Annotated in this window: 14 protein-coding genes; 3 read left to right on the forward strand and 11 right to left on the reverse strand. The window is 45.3% G+C overall.

What is annotated here, in order from left to right; all coding sequences use genetic code 11:
• Positions 1-9: 9 nt before the first annotated feature.
• The 4 genes from NG22_RS08970 to NG22_RS08980 are packed head-to-tail and all read right to left on the reverse strand — an operon-like array spanning position 10 to position 4,906.
• Positions 10-3,000 carry a TonB-dependent receptor gene (locus NG22_RS08970; RefSeq protein WP_082305035.1) on the reverse strand — a complete coding sequence of 997 codons (2,991 nt, stop codon included), beginning with the start codon at positions 2,998-3,000 and terminating at the stop codon, positions 10-12.
• 6 nt (positions 3,001-3,006) lie between these two features.
• Positions 3,007-4,257, reverse strand: a complete 1,251-nt coding sequence (locus NG22_RS08975; protein WP_053405442.1) for a hypothetical protein — start codon at positions 4,255-4,257, stop codon at positions 3,007-3,009.
• Positions 4,224-4,430 (reverse strand): hypothetical protein, encoded by a 207-nt coding sequence (locus tag NG22_RS17790; RefSeq protein WP_172674358.1) that lies wholly within the window; start codon positions 4,428-4,430, stop codon positions 4,224-4,226. Before NG22_RS17790 ends, NG22_RS08975 begins: the two co-directional genes overlap by 34 nt.
• Positions 4,418-4,906, reverse strand: coding sequence for a hypothetical protein (locus tag NG22_RS08980; RefSeq protein ID WP_053405443.1), 489 nt, complete (start codon positions 4,904-4,906; stop codon positions 4,418-4,420). The genes NG22_RS17790 and NG22_RS08980 overlap by 13 nt, the downstream gene beginning before the upstream one ends.
• 300 nt (positions 4,907-5,206) lie before the next feature.
• Between NG22_RS08980 and NG22_RS08985 the strand changes: the two genes are divergently transcribed.
• Positions 5,207-6,592, forward strand: a complete 1,386-nt coding sequence (locus NG22_RS08985; protein WP_053405444.1) for a YfcC family protein — start codon at positions 5,207-5,209, stop codon at positions 6,590-6,592.
• Between the two features lie 292 nt (positions 6,593-6,884).
• Here the strand turns inward: NG22_RS08985 and NG22_RS08990 are convergent, their stop codons facing one another.
• The 4 genes from NG22_RS08990 to NG22_RS09005 all read right to left on the reverse strand — a co-directional run bounded on the left by NG22_RS08990 (position 6,885) and on the right by NG22_RS09005 (position 11,771).
• Complete coding sequence (locus NG22_RS08990; RefSeq protein WP_216597613.1) at positions 6,885-8,546, reverse strand: hypothetical protein; 1,662 nt, start codon at positions 8,544-8,546, stop codon at positions 6,885-6,887.
• A gap of 27 nt (positions 8,547-8,573) precedes the next feature.
• The gene (locus NG22_RS08995) at positions 8,574-9,905 is read right to left on the reverse strand and encodes an OmpP1/FadL family transporter (RefSeq protein WP_053405446.1); all 1,332 of its coding nucleotides are present in this window, start codon (positions 9,903-9,905) and stop codon (positions 8,574-8,576) included.
• 772 nt (positions 9,906-10,677) lie between these two features.
• Positions 10,678-10,869 (reverse strand): hypothetical protein, encoded by a 192-nt coding sequence (locus NG22_RS18315; protein WP_367379229.1) that lies wholly within the window; start codon positions 10,867-10,869, stop codon positions 10,678-10,680.
• A complete protein-coding gene (locus NG22_RS09005) occupies positions 10,866-11,771 on the reverse strand; it encodes an enolase C-terminal domain-like protein (RefSeq protein ID WP_367379230.1) in 906 nt (301 codons plus the stop codon). The genes NG22_RS18315 and NG22_RS09005 overlap by 4 nt, the downstream gene beginning before the upstream one ends.
• Before the next feature lie 123 nt (positions 11,772-11,894).
• Here NG22_RS09005 and NG22_RS09010 point away from each other — a divergent pair, with 123 nt between their 5' ends.
• Entirely contained in the window at positions 11,895-12,440 is a 546-nt protein-coding gene (locus tag NG22_RS09010; RefSeq protein WP_053405448.1) for an inorganic diphosphatase, read from the forward strand.
• A gap of 184 nt (positions 12,441-12,624) precedes the next feature.
• Here NG22_RS09010 and NG22_RS09015 read toward each other — a convergent pair whose 3' ends face one another.
• The 3 genes from NG22_RS09015 to dnaB all read right to left on the reverse strand — a co-directional run bounded on the left by NG22_RS09015 (position 12,625) and on the right by dnaB (position 17,409).
• Positions 12,625-13,857: an NAD(P)/FAD-dependent oxidoreductase gene (locus tag NG22_RS09015; RefSeq protein WP_053405449.1), complete on the reverse strand. Its 1,233-nt coding sequence runs from the start codon at positions 13,855-13,857 to the stop codon at positions 12,625-12,627.
• Positions 13,857-15,539, reverse strand: coding sequence for a sodium:solute symporter (locus NG22_RS09020; protein WP_053405450.1), 1,683 nt, complete (start codon positions 15,537-15,539; stop codon positions 13,857-13,859). The genes NG22_RS09015 and NG22_RS09020 overlap by 1 nt, the downstream gene beginning before the upstream one ends.
• Before the next feature lie 262 nt (positions 15,540-15,801).
• Positions 15,802-17,409, reverse strand: coding sequence for a replicative DNA helicase (gene dnaB / locus NG22_RS09025; RefSeq protein ID WP_253275665.1), 1,608 nt, complete (start codon positions 17,407-17,409; stop codon positions 15,802-15,804).
• 275 nt (positions 17,410-17,684) lie between these two features.
• Between dnaB and murC the strand changes: the two genes are divergently transcribed.
• Positions 17,685-19,055: a UDP-N-acetylmuramate--L-alanine ligase gene (murC, locus tag NG22_RS09030; protein ID WP_053406913.1), complete on the forward strand. Its 1,371-nt coding sequence runs from the start codon at positions 17,685-17,687 to the stop codon at positions 19,053-19,055.
• Positions 19,056-19,086 lie beyond the last annotated feature (31 nt).

Raw genomic sequence — 19,086 nt, forward strand, 5'->3', positions numbered from 1 at the left:
AGCGATTCATTAAAGGGTTAAATTGACACCAGCCACAAATACTCTGGGATTAGGATAGGTGAAAAAGTCCGTTCCCAATCGCACATCGTCATCTCCGGCATAATTCACCTCCGGATCCAAACCGGAATAATTCGTCAATGTCCATAGGTTCTGTCCACTGACATAGAAGCGACATTTTCTCAAATGAAGCTTTTCCAATACCGGCTGTGGCAAGCTGTAACCCACCGTTAGGTTTTTCAATCGCAAGAAGCTCCCATCTTCCACAAATCTGCTCGATGTCCGGTTGTTATTGTTCGGGTCGTTCGCCGTCGCCCGTGGGATATCGGTAATATCTCCTGGCTGTTGCCATCGATCCAGAATGGTTGTCATCTGATTATCGGCTCCCTTCATGGATTCCAGATAAACGCGGGTACCATTATAAATATCATTCCCATAAGAAAATTGGAAAAATAACTGCACATCAAATCCCTTCCAGCGCAGTTGGTTATTCCAACCTCCGAAAAGCTCGGGATGAGGGTTTCCAATGACCGTACGATCCTCAGTGGTGATTTCTCCATCCTGATTCAAATCGGCAAAGACCATATCACCGGTGGAAGCATCCACGCCAAGGGCCTCAAAGCCATAAAAAACACTGATCGGACTGCCTTCCTGAATGCGGTTGGATCCGCGACCAATATTATCGATCGGCTGACCGTTGTACAGTTTCAAGACCTCATTTTTATTGGAGGCCAGGTTCAGACTCGTATTCCAATACACTGATTTGGATTGCGCTAGCACATCGTAAGACAACTGCAACTCCCAACCCTTATTCTGCATCGACCCAACATTGGACATCACAGAAGAATAACCACTGGACAAGGGCAATGGACGGGAAAGCAACATATCCTCCGTAGTCTTGATATAATAATCGAAACTACCACTCAAGCGATCGTTCCACCAGCCCATATCCAAACCGACATTGGTTTGAATTACGGTCTCCCATTGCAAACTTTCATTCGGCAATTGTGAAGGGCGAATACCCGGCTGTCCGAAATAGTCAGATCCTGAAGAGAACAAGGCTTGATAGCGGAAGTCGCCGATGGCGTCATTTCCGGTCAGTCCATAGCCCACTCTTAATTTTAAGTTGGAAAGGTTTTTACGCCCCTGAAGAAAGGACTCTTCAATCGCGCGCCATGCAAAAGAGGCTGCTGGGAATAAACCATATCGGTTATCATTTCCGAATTTCGAGGAACCATCGCGACGTACACTGGCGGTAAACAGATATCGATCCGCATAGCCATAATTCACTTTGGAGAAATAAGAGTTGATTCCTCTGTCCAAACCATAGCTGTCCGCTGCTACAATCTCCGAGGCCGAAGTAATGTATTCAAATTCCGGACGGGAAAAGTTCTGCCCTCTCAGGAAGTTGGTTCTTCTTTGATATTGCTCCGCACTCCAGCCTAGCAACACATCCAATCGGTGCACATCCGCCCACTGTTTGTTGTATCTCAGGGTGGCATTAACAGTCGCATTCAAGCTTTGGCTATTGGCATTAAACCCTAATCCATTATAGGTCGCTCCCTGACGAGTGGTCACCGGATCATAGCTATGCTCACGAAGTTGATAATAATCGAAACCTCCTTTAAGCTGGAAATTCAAATTAGAAATAATCTCATAATCCAGATAAACATTCCCCAATCCTCTGTAACTGTAGGCCTTATTCACGGCATTCTCCGCAATAGCAACCGGATTGGCGTAAGGACCATCTTCATTGAAGCTACCATCCTCATTGCGCACCGGATAAATGGCTGGCAATGATAAGGCATTGGGCAAGGGAGCGTTCAACGATTGGTCTCCTTCAATACGATCGGTATCCGAATAGGTGAATTGTAAACTACTTCCCACTTTCAACTTTTCGGAAAGCATATGATCTAGATTCAGGCGCAAGGACATTCTTTCATAAGCACTCCCCTTCACAATACCATCCTGTCTGAAATAACTTCCTGAAAGGAAATAACTCGTTCTTTCATTCCCGCCCTGAGCAGATAGATCATAATTGGCTTGTGGCGCTACTTGGAAAATCTCCGATTGCCAATCCGTATCGTGTTCGTAATTCGCAATGTATTCCGGCGAGTATTTCTCAAAACCCAACTGATCGTTTTTATATTCAAACCATTGTTCCTTATTCAATAAATCCAATTGCTTCCAGGCTTGCTGAATACCATAATAAGCATTGAAATTGATCACATCCTTACCATTCTTTCCTCTCTTGGTGGTGATCAAAACCACCCCATTCGCTGCACGAGCCCCATAGATCGCGGCTCCCGCTCCATCCTTCAGCATGGTGATGCTTTCAATATCGGAAGGGTTAAGATCAGACAGTGCGCTGATCGTCTGACCACTGAAGCTCACCTGACTACCATTTTCAGACGTTACCGGAATTCCATCAATCACATACAAAGGCTGGTTACCGGCATTCACAGAACCTACCCCACGCACACGCACAGACAAAGCACTACCGGGCGTACCCGAGTTTTGCGTCACCTGCACCCCGGCCGCCTGACCGGAAAGCGCCGCATCCAAAGACCCCACAGCAAGGTCCTCCAGCTTATCACTTTTTACCACCTGCGTAGAGGTCGTCAGCATCCGCTTACTTTCAGCGGAATAACCCATCACCACGACTTCATCCAACTCCTGAGAATCCGACACGAGCTGAACATCCACGCGACTTTGAGTTCCGACCACCACTTCCTGGGTTTTCATCCCCAAAAAAGTAAAAATCAATTTTGCCTTTGGATACTCGTCCAGTTCCAACTGGTAAGCACCCGCAACATCGGTAATCGTCCCATAAGAGGTCCCTTTGACTTTAATGGCCACTCCGGGCAGGGCATCCCCGTTGCCGGCATCGGTCACTTTGCCCTGAATGGTTTGCCCCAGGGCCGGCATTGTTAAACATGGGAGGAGAAGCAAGGTCCAAAGCAGGAAATGCGCCCTCCCGGAAATAAGTAGTAAATTGGTCATGTCAGGTTAAGGATTTTTGCTGATATAAATTTTTCCCTCTAGGTATTGTCCGTTTACTTGTCCATTGACAATATATAGACCATCAGGAACCACGGGCTGGCGAAAGAAATGATCGGAAGAATGCCAGGCTTTCACCAGCCGGCCATCCTCATCATACAATTGCCAATATTTTTCTCCTGCACCCAGCGGGTCAGTGATTTTTGGAATACTATTTAATGGTGTTGGCGCTTCAGGCAATTCAGGTCGCGCCGGGTCATCAGCTTCCGATAGGCTGCCCAAGGGATAAAGCTCCCCATAGCGCATGCTCGCCTTCATTTTTGCAAAGGAAATAATCTGACGGTTACTATTGGCATCCGGTAGATAGCCACCGTCCACGGCTTCTACGACCCATAAAGATTGTACTCCTTCAGGTACCTCTAATACTAGTTGATCATCCACTATTGTGGTCTTTATAAAAGCCCGGGCATCGAGTGAGATGACACGAGACAAGGAGTGGGTCCATAAGCCATATTGATAGGTCGCCATTTCATTCTCGGCAAAATCTCCTTCCTCTAGAAAAGCATCCATCAACATCACGCCGGGTAATAAGCCTAGTCCCTGCTCAAATTTCAGGTTTCCTCTATAAGCATGGTCATCGCGACTGCGGAGGTTATTACAAAAAACATCCCCAACAAATTTGACACTCGCCCCACCAGCCAGGATCGCCACTGAAGAAGTTTTTAACAGCGCCTGTAAATACGGACCATAATTTTCATCCTCCAACAATGCGGCTACCGCGGCATAATCATCCGTGGCTAAAACAATTTTGGTAATTTCAGGCAGCCACTGTCTGGTACCTTCCGGCCATTCATGATCAAGGACATGAACCGCTTCTTTTAAACTACCTTCTGAAAAGAAATTATTTTGAGCAATAACTAACGTTTTACCTTCAATATTATTTAAAAATACTATAGATTTTTGCTTAACATTGGCATCATCCAAATCTCCAACCAAGGCCATCTCTCTATTGATAAAAGACTGATCAACTGACACATAAACTTTTTCGAATTGCGTCATAACCTCCTTAGTTTTTAAATCAAACTTTTGATTTTGCACTAACGAAACTATATCAAAACTTGCTGCCTTTAGGGGACTATTTGCTTCTGCCGACAATGCCCCGGAAATGCCAGCAAAGGTCACGGCTCCGGTACCACTGACGGTCGCCACCCCTGTGGCATCTACCATCAGGGCAGTACGATCATCAACCCCCACCCCCACAACTCCACTCCCTTGCGCAACTGCATATACCCTAGAATGGACAGCATCCGAGGTAATCGTCCACGCTCGGCAAAATGTGTATCAGTAATAAATCCCGGTAGACAGGGCAATAGCTCCTTTTGAAAACGAAAATAACGCGCATCCAGGTTTTCCATGCCATCTACAGGTAGCAAACTTCCATTTTCAGCAGTGAAATCCCATTCGCCAAGAATGGCCATTCCTGCAGAGGTTCCCCAATAGCTGCCCCCTGTTCAAAGCGAATACGAAGCCAATCGGCAAAGCGGGAAGCCTGATAATATCGATAATACTTCCATTGATCCCCTCCTTTAAAAAAGAAGGCATCAAAGGAGGATAGCTGCTCAATAAGGGAGGCCTCATTGGCATTTGAGGCATCAATTTGAAAATGCCGGGCTTCCGCAGCGCCTAATGACACAAAATACTGCGACAGCCAGGAATCCTCTTCCGGGGCATAGCTAATAATCGCCACCTTCTTATTTTCTGCTTGCTGCACGAACCATTGATAAGGCGCATCGCTCCAGCCCCCATGCTGCTCACTTCCTCCACCCACCAACAACAAGGCACCCTGAGCATTAGCACTAGAAATCGAAAATAAAAAGATCAGCCCCCACCAAAAAGGAAGGAGTTTCATAAGTAGTAATAAAGGTTATAATAAATAAGACAAACTATTCCTGAATCCGGGCGGATTCAAATAAGAGGCGACTAATTGTCGAAAATAGGTTGCAAGCCCTGAAGAGAAAGCGACTTACAAAGAGGAATAGTGAATACTTTCATATTTATTTATAATTTCAACTTAACCGAATATAATGAAATTCTCACAAATGAGTCAAGTTTAAGATAAATTTTTAAGCAGTTTTTTGAAATTTTTAGGGCAAATACAAAAAGCTGCGTATTTTTATTACTAAAATTGAAAAATCCAAACGTCTATTTAATGAATAAATCCTCCAATAATTTTAAAGTACCCGATACTTTAGTCATCGTATTTTTTATTCTCCTGTTTTTCATAGGATTTACTCATATAATACCGGCAGGAGAATACCTTCGTACCGAAGTCAATGAACGTACGGTATTAGTGGCCAACTCCTATCAGGAAGTAACCGCCAATCCACAGCCGCTGGTCAGCGTATTTACCGCTCCATTAAAAGGCTTTAGTGCTGCCGCAGAAATTATTGCCTTTATTTTATTCGTCGGGGGAGCTTTCGGGATTATTAACGCCACGGGAGCCATTTCCGCCGGACTGGCACAAGTGGTAAGCATTTGCCACAAAAAGCCAATTTTTCAATGGATTCTCCTACCGGTAATCATCATTCTTTTTTCCCTGGCCGGGGCCACTTTTGGGATGAGCGAGGAAGTGCTGGTCTTTATCTTGATTACGCTGCCACTGGCCAAAGCTTTAAAGCTAGATCCTATACTGGGCGTCGCCATTCCTTTTGTGGGTGCCGGTGCAGGCTTTGCCGGAGCTATCCTCAACCCTTTTACCATCGGCATTGCACAAAGTATAGCAGAAATTCCACTTTTCTCAGGATGGGAATACCGCACTTTGGTATGGCTGATTTTTACAGGCATTACCGTTGCCTACTTAATGATTTACGCCTACCGCATCACCAAAAATCCCGACAAAAAACTACTGCATTTTGAAGAAAATGAACAGGAGGATAAAACATTGGAAAACCTGACACTTTCCAGAATGATTGTCCTGATCATTTTCGGATTAGGTATCTGCCTTTTAATTTGGGGAGTATCAGTTGAGGGTTGGTATATGGTAGAGATTGGAGGGCTTTTCTTAGGAATGGGCATCATCTCGGGTGTCATTGGTCGCTTATCTGCGGCAGACATCAACAAAGCCTTTGTTGGGGGAGCCAAAGAAATGATGACGGCTGCACTAGTCGTGGCCATGTGTAAAGGAATTTTAGTCATTGCTACGGATGGAAAAATCATCGACACCATATTGTATGCACTTTCTGATAGTGTGCAGGGCTTGCCGCGTTCGGTTTCGGTAATGGCCATGCTGGCCTTTCAAAGCAGCCTGAACTTCCTACTTCCTTCCGGCTCCGGACAGGCCGCATTAACGATGCCCATTCTTTCCCCACTAAGTGACTTACTGGACATCTCGCGACAAACCACCGTTTTGGCATTTCAATTCGGAGATGGGCTGACCAACCTGATTATCCCTACCAGCGGGGTTACCATGGGTGTTTTATCGATTGCAAAGGTACCTTATCAAATATGGCTTAAATGGATGCTTCCGCTGATGCTGGTGTTATTCTTTGCCGCAGGCGCCTTACTTTTGATCCCGCTTTACTTTCAGGTATGGTAAAGCCACAAAAAAACCGCTAATCACTTAGCGGTTTTTTTATTATTCTTTAATATTCAACGAAGCCTAATGATGGCCGCTTAGATTTAATAAATCAATTCCAGCAACTTGCCCTCAACTCATTTGAGGCCTATTTCCGATGATTCAATCGCCTCCATTTGGGCAAGCTTACTTACTCCTCCTTTCTCTGCCTGCTTGGAAATAAATCGAAATAGAAAACTATTCCTTCATTTTCTCCAGCTTGCAACTCAAGGAGGGTTAAAGCCTGAATCACCCGGCTTAACCCCCTTAAGGATTATGGAAATTCAACTCCTCGGTATTGATTCACCAAAACCGGTGAAATGGAGGCGGCAAAATTATTATTAATCGCGCCTATAATTCCATTAGCAGCAACCGCATATCCCCTGGGTGTCAAATGAATTCCATCGGTTGAAAAGGCTCCCCCGGTAATATAATCCCCTGTAATCGTCACCCCGTCCACATAATACCCGCCTATCACCTGATCCAATAATGGCTGAATATCATAATAAGCTAAATTGGGGTTGGCATCTGCAATGGACTTGATGGCAGCATTGAATGCCGTGGTAGCCGTTTTTACACTTTCAATTTCATTGGGATAATTGTCACTTCCGCCATTATCCAACACATATTGGGTGGGGATGGGCGCCAATAATGCACGCGTTCCGACCTCAGCTTCCGCTGCCGGCACCAAAACATTTAAATCTACCTGTCCTCCGGTAGCCAAGGAAACCTGACCGGCAATACGATCCAGTGTGGCGGCATCTGCACCCGCATTTCGTGCCCCCACATACTGTAAGGTCAGACCTGCCAGGGTGGCATCATCTCCGGTAATCAAACCTAAAACAATAATGAGTGGCGTAGGTACCGATCCCCCGGCCTCTACTGTAGCAATATCGGTTAACAGGGTCGTTACATTAGTCGAGTTCAAATACCCCATTCCATTTACCAAAATTTCATTTTGCACTTCCGCAAAAGTCAACAATGCCAAATCTTCGGCTGGTAAAAAAGCACGCACATCATTGGATGTGCCGGGGCCTAACTGAATCATAGGCAAATTGATTCCTTCCACGAAATTAGCACCATTAAAGCCGCCTAATAAGTATAATAAATTCGCCTGATCCGCCGTTGCCTGATCAAAGGTCACCAAAGGCGCGACAGCAGGAGATTCTAAAAGCGGTAATAAGGTCGCATTCACGGTGGTAAAATAAGCGCTGTTCAAAGCATTCGGCACAGAAATCAGCAATCCCTTCTGATCACCTGCGGTCATCACAGCAGTTAAAGCTGCATATGCACCGGAAAAAATTGACGTAGGCGTAATTTGATCCATCCAACCTGTTGAGGGGTCCGATGGACTTCCAACGCCCTCTACTCCACCGGAAGCCGCAAAGCCTAAAATATCATTATTACCCATCCACATAGTGAAAAAGGTATGATCGGAAGACGCCAGGACATCCTGATAGGATACCGGTGCGGATTCTCCCGGAAACATTCTGGTAAAGAAAGGATTAAAATCAGCATAATTAGGCACTGCCGCATCTACCACACGAATACCCGGAACGCCCATATTGCCAAAATTTGGGCCATTTGATAAATTTTGCAAGAAAGAGGGATCTGCTTCTTCCACCTCTAAAACCGGCAATCCACTGGCGTCCAAACCCGCAAACCTCAAATAGCCGGAACCATTTCCCTGAACCTCCGGCTGAGAGAATGCTCCTCCTCCCACTTCACGCAATTGGTTGGCGATCATTAAGGGGTAAGACTGTTTTTGCACCTCTTCATACAAACCACCATCGGCATATCCGGCCGTCAGAGAATTTCCTACCGCGACATATTTGGAAAAATCAGCTGTTCCAGCCGAAGGCGAAGGCACATCCTGAATCTCCCGACAGCCTAATAATAAGGCTGCTCCGGCCAATAATTTAATATAGTTATTCATTAATTTCATGAGTCAAAATATTAGGCATTAAAACAAATAGGTCACCGTAACACCACCGATCAAAGCGGTAGACTTATATGTTCCCGGCATAACTTCCTGTACCGGACCATTCACATCCGTCACATTACCATCGGCATCGAAGCCGGCAATGGTACCTGCATTGGCCGCATCAGCAAAGGACTGTCTTCTCTCCTGTCCATTTACCCAAAGAAAAGAGGCATCCACCCTTAAATGCTCGGTGGGCATCCAGCCAAAGCCAAAGGTTAGATTGGTGCGATCCGCTCCAGGCGTTTCCGGCGTCATATAACCATCCTGAACAGGCGTTTGGTCATAGTAAATCCCCGCTCGTAATGCCCAGGCAGGAGTCAATAAATACTCCGCCCCTAATTTAAATTGTAGCGCATTTTCATAATCACGAGGGGAAGAGGTTCTGAGCTCGCCGTTGATAGGATCTACAAAATCAAAAGTCAGAGACTGGTAAGCCGACCAACCCACAATATTACCCTCAAAGCCGATGGTCACTTTTTCATCCGGTGTTACCGTTACCCCCACTGAGGCCACTGAAGGCAAAGGTAAGGTGGCATCAAACTGAGTACCTCCCTCCGGGAATAGGCCCGTGACATAAATGGATGCTGGAATATTTTTAAAAGTCACATCGCCTCCTTTCACTGCTGCATCTACTTTCGATCGATAGCTAAAAGCCAGATTCACCATTTCTGAAGCCTGGAAGTAAAGCCCCACATTATAACCGAAGGCAATATCAGCGGAACCATCCAGCTCAATACCCGCATCAGGACCCACCTGAGGAATGCCTCTTTGAAGGTTAACGGAACCCGTGGAAATCACCAATCCGGCCCCTACAGAAAATCTGTCTGAAATACGGTAAGACACCGTGGGTTGAAAAAAGATGGCCTGCAAATCAATGGATTGCAATAACGAATTCCCTTTCCAGGCCGGATCCCACTCCACAGAAGAACCATATGGCGTATAAACCCCCAGGCCAAAGGCCCAATTACTATATTCCCCCTCACTATTTTTGGGCTGAAACGCCCCATAAACATGAAATGGCGTACCAAGAGGGGAATCCGTAGTAGTGGTATAACTGCTTCCGGGAGTTTCTGAATCCCAATAATTGATCTTTGAATTAATGATATTCACCCCAAGGGCAACACCACTTTGGTGCGCCATAGCTAAGGCGCCGGGATTCCAAAAAATGCTGGAGGGATCAGGTTGCAAGCCCACCCCAAGGTTACCCATCGCCGTGTTGCGGTTACCCTGCAAAAGCACCTGGTAACCCGCGGCCATAGTTTCCATGCCTATCATTACAAGCATGCCGAGTAGTAATACTCCTTTTTTCATAAGTAGGAAAAAGTTTGTTTTAGGTTAAATCAAACGAAGGCATTGTCGATCAGGAAATTTTCACACCCTATCTTACCGAAAAGGAAAGCGAAAAAACTATTAACAACTTCACTATTCATATACCAAAAAAGGAAACTCATAGTGCGGCAATAGTTTAACTTGAAAGAAACCCGTAGTACAAGGGGTATGTTTCCCATCGCCAATACATTGCGCTTATTATAATTTATGCATAATTTTTTTGGGAAAAAATTCAATATTAAAAAAAATATCCTCCTTTTGCGAAAATAGTTTCCAACCCCGAAGATAAAATCCTTACAAAGCGAAATCGCTCAAAACGGAAACCCAATAACCCATAGTGGTTTTCAAACTTGAAAAAAGACATAAAAAAACTCCTGGATTGGAGGAGTTTTTTTTATACTGACCGTTTTTATAGGATCATGCCCTTAGCCCGGCTTTTGCCTTAATAAGCCGGATTATTCCAGCTGAAACCAAATTATGCATGCTTAAATACTCGTTTAGCTGCTAGGCAGAAAGATGACGGAATTTTTCCAAATTCAAGTTTTTCCAAGAAAACGGATGAAAGAGGAGAAAGAAAGCCTGCCCTGATTTGAGCAATTATTAATCAAATAAAAAACTTTTTTTGCTTCGAGAATAAAACCTTTGTGTGGACTGATGAATTTGTCTGCGCTATATTCTGTTTAAAAACACCCATAGCCCAATGTGGATACGCGAGTTTTGTCGACAGACCACATTTACCGATGCATAATTTGACTTATTCCAGTCCAATTTCCCAAGGCAACTCATTTTTATAATGGATACTTCCCTTCCTGATGGTCAAAGGAGAGCTAAAATTATTGTGATATAACTGCCCGGTCCCTAAACCCTGCGGCATTTTCACCTGTAGGAAAGAAGTCAATTGGGTTATGGCATTCAGCCCGATATTCGATTCCAACGCTGAAGTCATCCACCAACCCTGGCTATACTTATTTGCCAAAGAAATCCAATCCAGTGAATCCTGAATCCCCCGACCAAAGTGGGCTTTAAGATGATAAATTGCGGCAAAATAGTCTTCATTAACAATTCCCGTTCCGAAGCCGCCATCACTCCTATCAGCTCCTCATCTAAGGCGATAGGCGTAATTTCCTGCGCACAAAGTCTGGCCATGGCCTCCCATTGCCCTGCTTTTACCGGCTGTTCAATGGAATGAATCTCTAGCCGTTTTAAATCCCGTAATACCTCAGCCGCTTCATCCTCCGCAAAAGCCCCATTGGCATCTACCCGCAACACCAGCTGATTGGCGGTAAACTGCTTACGCAATCGGTGCAGTAAGTTCATCTCCCGATCATAATCAATCGCCCCGATTTTCATCTTGATGCAGGAAAAACCGGCTTTCAGTTTTTCTTCCATCTGCCCGGCCATGAAATCCTCTTCTCCCATCCACACCAGACCGTTAATCGGAATCGATTCGGCTCCGCTAAAAAATGGCGTATCAAATATTTTCCGTATCCCGCCCTGAAATAAATCCCGAAAGGCAGTCTCCATGGCAAAACGAAAAGCGGGCAAATGATCCGGCACCTGCTCTTTGGCCCATTGACTGATGGCATCCAAACGGTCAGGCACTTCCTGAAGGCTTTGCCAGCTCTGCAATTTTTTTTCGATTTCTTCCTGAAAAGTCGGCACATCATCTATGCTTAGCCCTTTCAATGGCCCTGCTTCTCCCCAGGCCACCTTGCCTCCCGACTCCAGTTTGATCAGCCAGGTATCTTTGGTTTTTAAGACTCCACGGGAAGTTCCCGCATCAAATTTAAAAGCCAATTGATAAGGATACACCTTAAAGTGGACCGGATGTGAAAGCGCTGTTGACATTACGAAATAATATTGCTTTTGGGAAAACTAGAATAATTTGTATTTTTAGTATACGACGCAGCATTTGCCGCTCAAAAATAGTCAATAATCTCCGCTCCTCAAGGAACACAATCTACTAAAATTATGAACCCCCACCGCAAAGAAGAACACATCAGAGTATTAGTAGAAACCAACAAAGGGAGCAAAAACCAATACGTTTGGGAGGAGGAAAGCAAAAGCATTCGTTTTATACGCACCCTTTTCCATAACCTTCGTTACCCGGCTGAATATGGCCTGGTGTTGAATACGCTAGACGAAGACCACAAGGCCCTGGATGCCCTGGTGCTGATTGATGAGCCTACCTTTCCCGGCTGTATAATTCATGCCCGCCCCATTGGATTGTTCAAAATGTTTGAAGAGGAAGGGCCGGATCACAAACTCATTTGCATTCCCGTGGAAGATCCTCGCTGGAATAAAATATTCAACCTGCATCAGGTAGACGCCGGTTTAATGAAAGAGATTGAACTATTCCTGACCGCTTATGCCCGCTTTGAGGATCATAAGATGGATCTGGAAGGCTGGGAAGATCAAAATTCCGCCCTCGACATTGTTCGTGAAGCGCAAGCCCGATATTGGGAATTGCATTCCGAAACTGTTAACCCGGATTATTCCTGCTTAAATCCTCGATAAGCCGAAAGCCGGGAAAAATGAAGGAATTTTTCCCGTTTCGGGTTATTGCCAACGAAGTAACGGTATGAGGAGAAAGCAAGCTTGCCCCAATTTGGGTTATTAACAAATCAGCAACCCTAATCTTATTGAATGGGAAGTAAGTCCTTTAATCTGAATCACTTTATTTACTGGCGAATAATTCTGGTTAATTTTTAAGCTGCTCCACCATATGCCGGGCAGCCACATAGCCCCCACTCCAGGCATTTTGGAAATTATAACCACCGGTAATCCCGTCCACATCCAATACTTCTCCGGCTAAATATAAACCGGCCAGTTTTCGGGACTGCATACTTTTAAAATCCACTTCACTGCATTTTACGCCTCCGGCCGTAACAAATTCCTCTTTGAAGGTGGTTTTTCCCGCCACTTCAAATGGCATCGATACCATCGCATTAATCAGCTTATTGGCGCTTTTCTTTGGCAAATCCGCCCAGCGCATCTCTTCCGGAATCCCGGCCAGTTCCATCAGGTTACTCCACAGGCGCTGGGTCAATGGGCGTAGCGGACAATTCACTATCTTTTTCTTCGCCTGACTATTCCGGTTTTCACTCACCCAGTTCCGGACTGCATCTTCATTCCACTCCTGATCCCATTTCACCAATACCTGAAATTGATAATCCTTTTCCGCTAAATGCCGGGCCGCAAAAGCGGAAAGTTTTAATACCGCAGGTCCGCTTAAACCCCAATGGGTAATTAATAAAGGACCTGTATAGCTAAATTTAGTGCCGGCAATTTTCAACTCTGCGGAAGGCACGGAAGTACCGGCCAAAGTCAGCAATGGACTATTCGGAATATTGAAAGTAAATAAAGAAGGCAAGGGCTTTTCAAGCTCAAGTCCCAAGGCGGACAACCAATCATATGCAGCAGATTTCGGATGACCACCCATGGCCACCATCACCAAATCCGCCTCCCATAGCTTTCCTCCACTAGTGGTCACGGTCCATCCTTCGGGCTTTTGTGATAAATCTACGACCTGTTCTCCATGCATGACCTTCACCCCCAAACGCTGCGCTTCTTCCCGAAGACAATCAATAATCGTTTGAGAGCTATCTGAAGTAGGAAAAACACGCCCGTCATCCTCGGTTTTCAGGGGAATCCCTCTTTCCTCAAACCATTGGCGCAACTCCACAGGTCCAAAGGCTTTAAATAAATTCCGGAGCGGCTTTTCACCACGGGGATATTGCTTCACTAACTGCCCGACCTGATCCACTGAAGTGGTGACATTACATCGACCTCCACCGGAAACCTTTACCTTGGAAAGGGTTTTATTCGATTTTTCTAAAATCACCACCTCCACATCATTAGGTAATTGCTGCAAATTCGCTGCGGCAAAAAAGCCGGCGGCACCTCCTCCGATGATCACTATCCTACGCCCCATTAAGCTGTAACCTCTTGTTTATTTTTGAAAAACTGCTGAAAAATCATGCTTAGACATATGACCAAAGCACAACCAATCAAATTGAACCACAAATATCCGACATTCGTGAATTTATACAAAATTACCACACACACTTCTGCGATCAGCGCTGCCACAAACACCGCATCTCCCTGAACTTTTTTCAGGTAAAAGGCGGTCAGGAAAATTCCCAAAATAGTGCCGTAGAATAAAGATCCGATAATATTGACCGCCTGAATCAGGTTTTCAAACATAGACGCATAAGAGGCAAAAATCAGCGCAATAACACCCCACATAAAAGTAAACCAGCGCGAAGCTTTCAGATAATGTTCATCGTCTCCGTCCTTTTTAATGTTTCTTTTATAAATATCCACCAAAGTGGTGGAACCCAAAGCATTTAATTCAGAAGCAGTAGAAGACATGGCCGCCGAAAATATGGCCGCCAACAGCAAGCCAATGATCCCATGCGGCAAATAGCGCATCACAAAGGTAATGAAGACGTAATCGGTATCTCTGGTTTCCGCTTCCGGCACACTGGCCTTAATCACCTCCACCGCCTGCGCCCGAAGCTCCTGTTCCTTTTCATTCAGCTCATTAATGGTGGTCATTAACTCCGGGGAATGGTCCTGATTCGCCCATGATGCGATCACCTGTTTTTTGGTTTCAAAAACTGCTTCATGCTCTTTTTCTAGGGCCTGAAAATCTTCCCTGCCTTCCGTTTGATATACCAGATTTACGACGGAAGTATTAAAAAACAGCGGCGACTTTTCGAACTGAAAGAACACAAACACCAGCACCCCAATAAAAAGTATAATCAACTGCATGGGGATTTTCAAAATGCCATTCAGCAACAACCCCAAACGACTCTCCGTCATTGACTTACCGGAAAGATAACGCTGTACCTGCGATTGGTCGGTTCCGAAATATGATAAGAAAAGAAAAAAACCTCCCAATATTCCGGACCAGATATTATAACGATCACTTAGATCAAATTTCCAGGAAATAAGCTCCATCTTATCCAGACCCGAAGCCAGGGCGACCCCATCAGAAAGCGTGAAGTCTTTGGGAAACAGATATACAATTAAAACACCGGCTAATATCATTCCCCCCATCATGATGGTCATCTGATGTTGCTGGGTCTGGCTTACAGCTTTCGTTCCACCGGACACGGTATAAAAGATGACCAGTACCCCGATAATCAGATTCGTTTGGAACAAGGGCCAACCCAATAAGGTGGACAAAATAATAGAGGGTGCATAAATGGTAATCCCTGCCGCCAACCCCCTCTGAAAAAGGAAAAGAAAGGCTGCCAGTGAACGGGTTTTCAAATCAAACCGACCTTCCAGATACTCATAAGCGGTAAAAACATTCAGCTTATAAAAGATGGGGATGGCCGTAACACAGAGCACCACCATGGCTAAAGGCATTCCAATATAAAACTGCATAAAGCGCATGCCATCGGCATAAGCCTGCCCCGGAGTAGACAAAAAGGTAATGGCAGAAGCCTGCGTCGCCATAATAGAGATCCCGATCGTCCACCACTTCAGTTCTTTATTCCCTAGCAGAAATCCCTTGATATCCTTCGCATTCCGGGTTTTAAAAATCCCATAGCCAACAATGGAAAGCAGCGTTCCGATTAAGACAATCCAGTCTAACCAATTCATGAAAATACCTGTGTTAAAATGGTGAATATGATAACATAAAAACAAAAAATACCAATGGTCCACAGATACAAATTGGTCCAGGTTCCTGCTATTGGAGGTTTCTCCTCTCCGGCTTTATCCCAAAAATCCATAATTTATGAGCCTCGATTGATGATTAAATTTCAAATTAATACAAGGATTCGTAGGCACAAAAAAAAACGTCTCCAATTGTTAATTAGAAACGTTTTTCATTTATCAAATAAAATTATAAATCTTAATTTCTTTAGAAAGGCGCCGGCCCGTCACTTTCCGGAGGCACTCCCATATTTGTTGGCGGCTCTCCTAAGCCCTCATTGGCTTTAGACTGGATAATCATGCCATTACTTTCAGGATCGAAAGAAGCAGAGCCATCAGGAATGCGGGAGAAGTTCTGGAATCCGCCCAAATCCAAATCTTCAAACTTGGTGTACTTACCGATGAATCGCAAGGGAACGGTGTCCAGTGCACCATTACGGTGCTTGGCAATAATCACCTCACCAGTACCTGCTGTCGGGTTACCGGCCTCATCCTGTGTAATTCCATAATACTCCGGACGGTAAAGGAACATTACCATATCGGCATCCTGCTCAATCGCACCAGATTCACGCAAATCGGAAAGCTGTGGACGCTTATCACCACCACGGGTTTCCACCGCACGAGACAACTGCGAAAGCGCAATTACCGGCACATTCAACTCCTTGGCCAAACCTTTCAGGGCTCGGGAGATGGAGGAGATTTCCTGTTCACGGTTACCGCCTGCCACGGACTTGGAATCTCCGGACATCAGCTGCAAATAGTCAATGATGATGATTTGAATATCATGCTGTGCCTTCAGTCGACGACACTTCGCTCTCAATTCCAGTATGGAAAGTGCCGGGGTGTCATCAATAAAAATCGGCGCATTCGTCAGTCTGTTGGTTCTTTCGACCAATTGCTCCCACTCGAAGTCCTGCAACATCCCTTTCTTCAACTTCTCGGACTCCAGTTCCGCCTCCGCTGAAATCAAACGATTCACCAGCTGTACGTTGGACATCTCCAAAGAGAATATCGCCGCAGGTTTGTCAAAATCTACCGCAGCATTACGAAGCACTGTCAATACGAATGCCGTCTTACCCATCGCAGGACGTGCCGCAATAATCACCAAATCGGAAGGCTGCCATCCGGCCGTCACGCGGTCCAGCTGGGTCAGTCCGGAAGGAACTCCGGTCAAACCATCCTTCATGGTCTTTTTGGCTTCCAGCTCTGCAATGGCTTGTCCCATTACCGAACGCATATCCGATACGGACTTACGAATATTGGAGTTGGTCACCTCAAAAAGCGAGCGCTCCGTATCATCCAACAGCTCAAATACATCACGGGTATCATCATAAGCCTCCGTCTGGATTTTAGAGGCCACCTGAATCAGTTCTCTTTTAATAGCCTGCTCAGAAATAATGCGGGCATGAAACTCAACATTAGCAGCATTGGAAGTTTTGGAGGTCAGCTTGGAAAGGTACAAGGGTCCTCCGGCTTTTTCCAGATCACCATTCTTACGCAAACGGTTGGTCACCGTCATCAAATCCACCGGCTCGGCGTCATTGAACAAATCACGAATGGCCTTATAGACTAATTTGTGCCCTTCTTTATAAAAACTTTCCGGACGCAGGATATCAATCACATTGGTCAGCGCATCTTTCTCCAACATTAACGCACCCAAAACCACCTCCTCCAATTCATTGGCCTGCGGAGGGATTTTCCCCGTAGCCAAGGTAGTCGGCAGTTTTGTTTTTGTTGGCAGTTTGGCTACCCCCTCTTTTCCTGTAACTGGCAAGCGAAAAGCTCCTGCACCCAATTCTTTTTCCTCAGACATCATATATTCGTGAAATGGCGAATGCCGTCAAAATTTAAGTCGAATCACACTAAAATCCTATTATGGGAAATTTTAGCAGTGAAACAAGTTCGCAAATATACGCTAACCAAACAAGGAAGCAAGACTTCTAAACCCTCTTTTCTTCCCAAAGTTCAATCTCCTTCCCATTCTCCCTTTCCATCTTAAAAAATCATAATCGCATGGCATCGAATAAGGCCGGCAAACTTTGGGCGCCTTTAATAAATTTCTATTTTTGTTTTCTATTCTAAATGAAATCCATGACGAATCATAATTCCCTAAAGATACATTTAATTGCGGTTGGCGGCGCCATTATGCACAATTTAGCCATCGCTTTAAAACGTGCCGGACATCAGGTCAGCGGATCTGACGATGAAATATTCGACCCTGCCAAATCAGCTTTGGAAACCGAAGGCCTGCTGCCGGAGCACAATGGCTGGAATCCGGAAAACATTCATGCTGAGCTGGATGCCATCATATTGGGAATGCACGCCCGCGAGGACAACCCGGAACTTGCCAAAGCACAGGAGCTGGGGCTGAAGATTTACTCCTTTCCGGAATTTATCTTTGAACAATCCAAAAATAAACAGCGAGTGGTCATCGCTGGCAGCCATGGCAAAACGAGTATAACCGCCATGGTGATGCACGTATTGAACTTTCAGCAAAAGGAATTTGATTATCTGGTCGGATCTAAGGTAAAAGGCTTTGACCTATCGGTGCAGCTTTCGGACGCTCCGGTCATCATCATTGAAGGAGACGAATATTTGAACTCCACCCTGGATCGTGTCCCGAAATTCCTGAAATACCATCATCACATCGCTTTGATTTCCGGTATTGCTTGGGATCATTTTAACGTATTCCCTACTTATGAAGGCTATGTGCAATTGTTCCATGACCTGGCTGACCAAAGCCCCAAGGCCGGCTCCCTGATTTACAATGAAAAGGATCCGGAAGTGAAGAAAATCGGGCAGACCAAAAGAACGGATGTCAACAGCATTCCTTATAAGACACACGCTTATACGGTGGAAAACGGACAAACTTTCCTGAAAACCGATAATGGCAAAGTGGCGGTCAATATCATTGGCGAACACAATATGGAAAACCTGGCGGGTGCCAAAGCCATTTGTAAGCAATTGGGCATTACCGATACCCAGTTTTACGAAGCCATGGCTACTTTCGAAAGCGCCAACAAACGCCTGACGCCTTTGAAAACCACCCCGGAGGCCATGGTCTATCAGGACTTTGCCCATTCGCCCAGTAAAGTCATGGCCACTACCAAAGCGGTTGCCGAGCAATTCAAAGACCGAAACACTCAGGTGCTTTTAGAATTACACACCTTTAGTTCTCTAAATAAAGATTTCCTTCCCCAATATGCCGGAGCATTGGATAGTGCGAAACAGCCTATCATACTGGTGAATGAACAGGTACTTCAGCACAAAGGCTTACCTGCAATTTCGGAGGAAGAAATAAAGGCTGCCTTTAAAAAGGATGATATTCAATATGTGCGCAATGCCGAAGAACTTAAAGCCGCTTTCAATGGTTTGGCCAAGGAAGGCAACTTACTGATCATGACTTCCGGAAATTTGGCAGGAGTACCAATTATGGAACTTGCCGACGACTGGACCAAATAAACAACACCGCGCAATCTGCGCTCAACGATAA

Source organism: Persicobacter sp. CCB-QB2 (genome assembly GCF_001274635.1).
GTDB lineage: Bacteria > Bacteroidota > Bacteroidia > Cytophagales > Cyclobacteriaceae > Persicobacter > Persicobacter diffluens.

Bases quoted from the DNA above. Each gene is read 5' to 3' on its own strand.
- NG22_RS08970 (WP_082305035.1), bottom strand. From the start codon at position 3,000: ATGACCAATTTACTACTTATTTCCGGGAGGGCGCATTTCCTGCTTTGG.
- NG22_RS08980 (WP_053405443.1), bottom strand. From the start codon at position 4,906: ATGAAACTCCTTCCTTTTTGGTGGGGGCTGATCTTTTTATTTTCGATT.
- NG22_RS08985 (WP_053405444.1), top strand. From the start codon at position 5,207: ATGAATAAATCCTCCAATAATTTTAAAGTACCCGATACTTTAGTCATC.
- NG22_RS08990 (WP_216597613.1), bottom strand. From the start codon at position 8,546: ATGAATAACTATATTAAATTATTGGCCGGAGCAGCCTTATTATTAGGC.
- NG22_RS08995 (WP_053405446.1), bottom strand. From the start codon at position 9,905: ATGAAAAAAGGAGTATTACTACTCGGCATGCTTGTAATGATAGGCATG.
- NG22_RS18315 (WP_367379229.1), bottom strand. From the start codon at position 10,869: ATGACTTCAGCGTTGGAATCGAATATCGGGCTGAATGCCATAACCCAA.
- NG22_RS09005 (WP_367379230.1), bottom strand. From the start codon at position 11,771: ATGTCAACAGCGCTTTCACATCCGGTCCACTTTAAGGTGTATCCTTAT.
- NG22_RS09010 (WP_053405448.1), top strand. From the start codon at position 11,895: ATGAACCCCCACCGCAAAGAAGAACACATCAGAGTATTAGTAGAAACC.
- NG22_RS09015 (WP_053405449.1), bottom strand. From the start codon at position 13,857: ATGGGGCGTAGGATAGTGATCATCGGAGGAGGTGCCGCCGGCTTTTTT.
- NG22_RS09020 (WP_053405450.1), bottom strand. From the start codon at position 15,539: ATGAATTGGTTAGACTGGATTGTCTTAATCGGAACGCTGCTTTCCATT.
- dnaB (WP_253275665.1), bottom strand. From the start codon at position 17,409: ATGATGTCTGAGGAAAAAGAATTGGGTGCAGGAGCTTTTCGCTTGCCA.
- murC (WP_053406913.1), top strand. From the start codon at position 17,685: ATGACGAATCATAATTCCCTAAAGATACATTTAATTGCGGTTGGCGGC.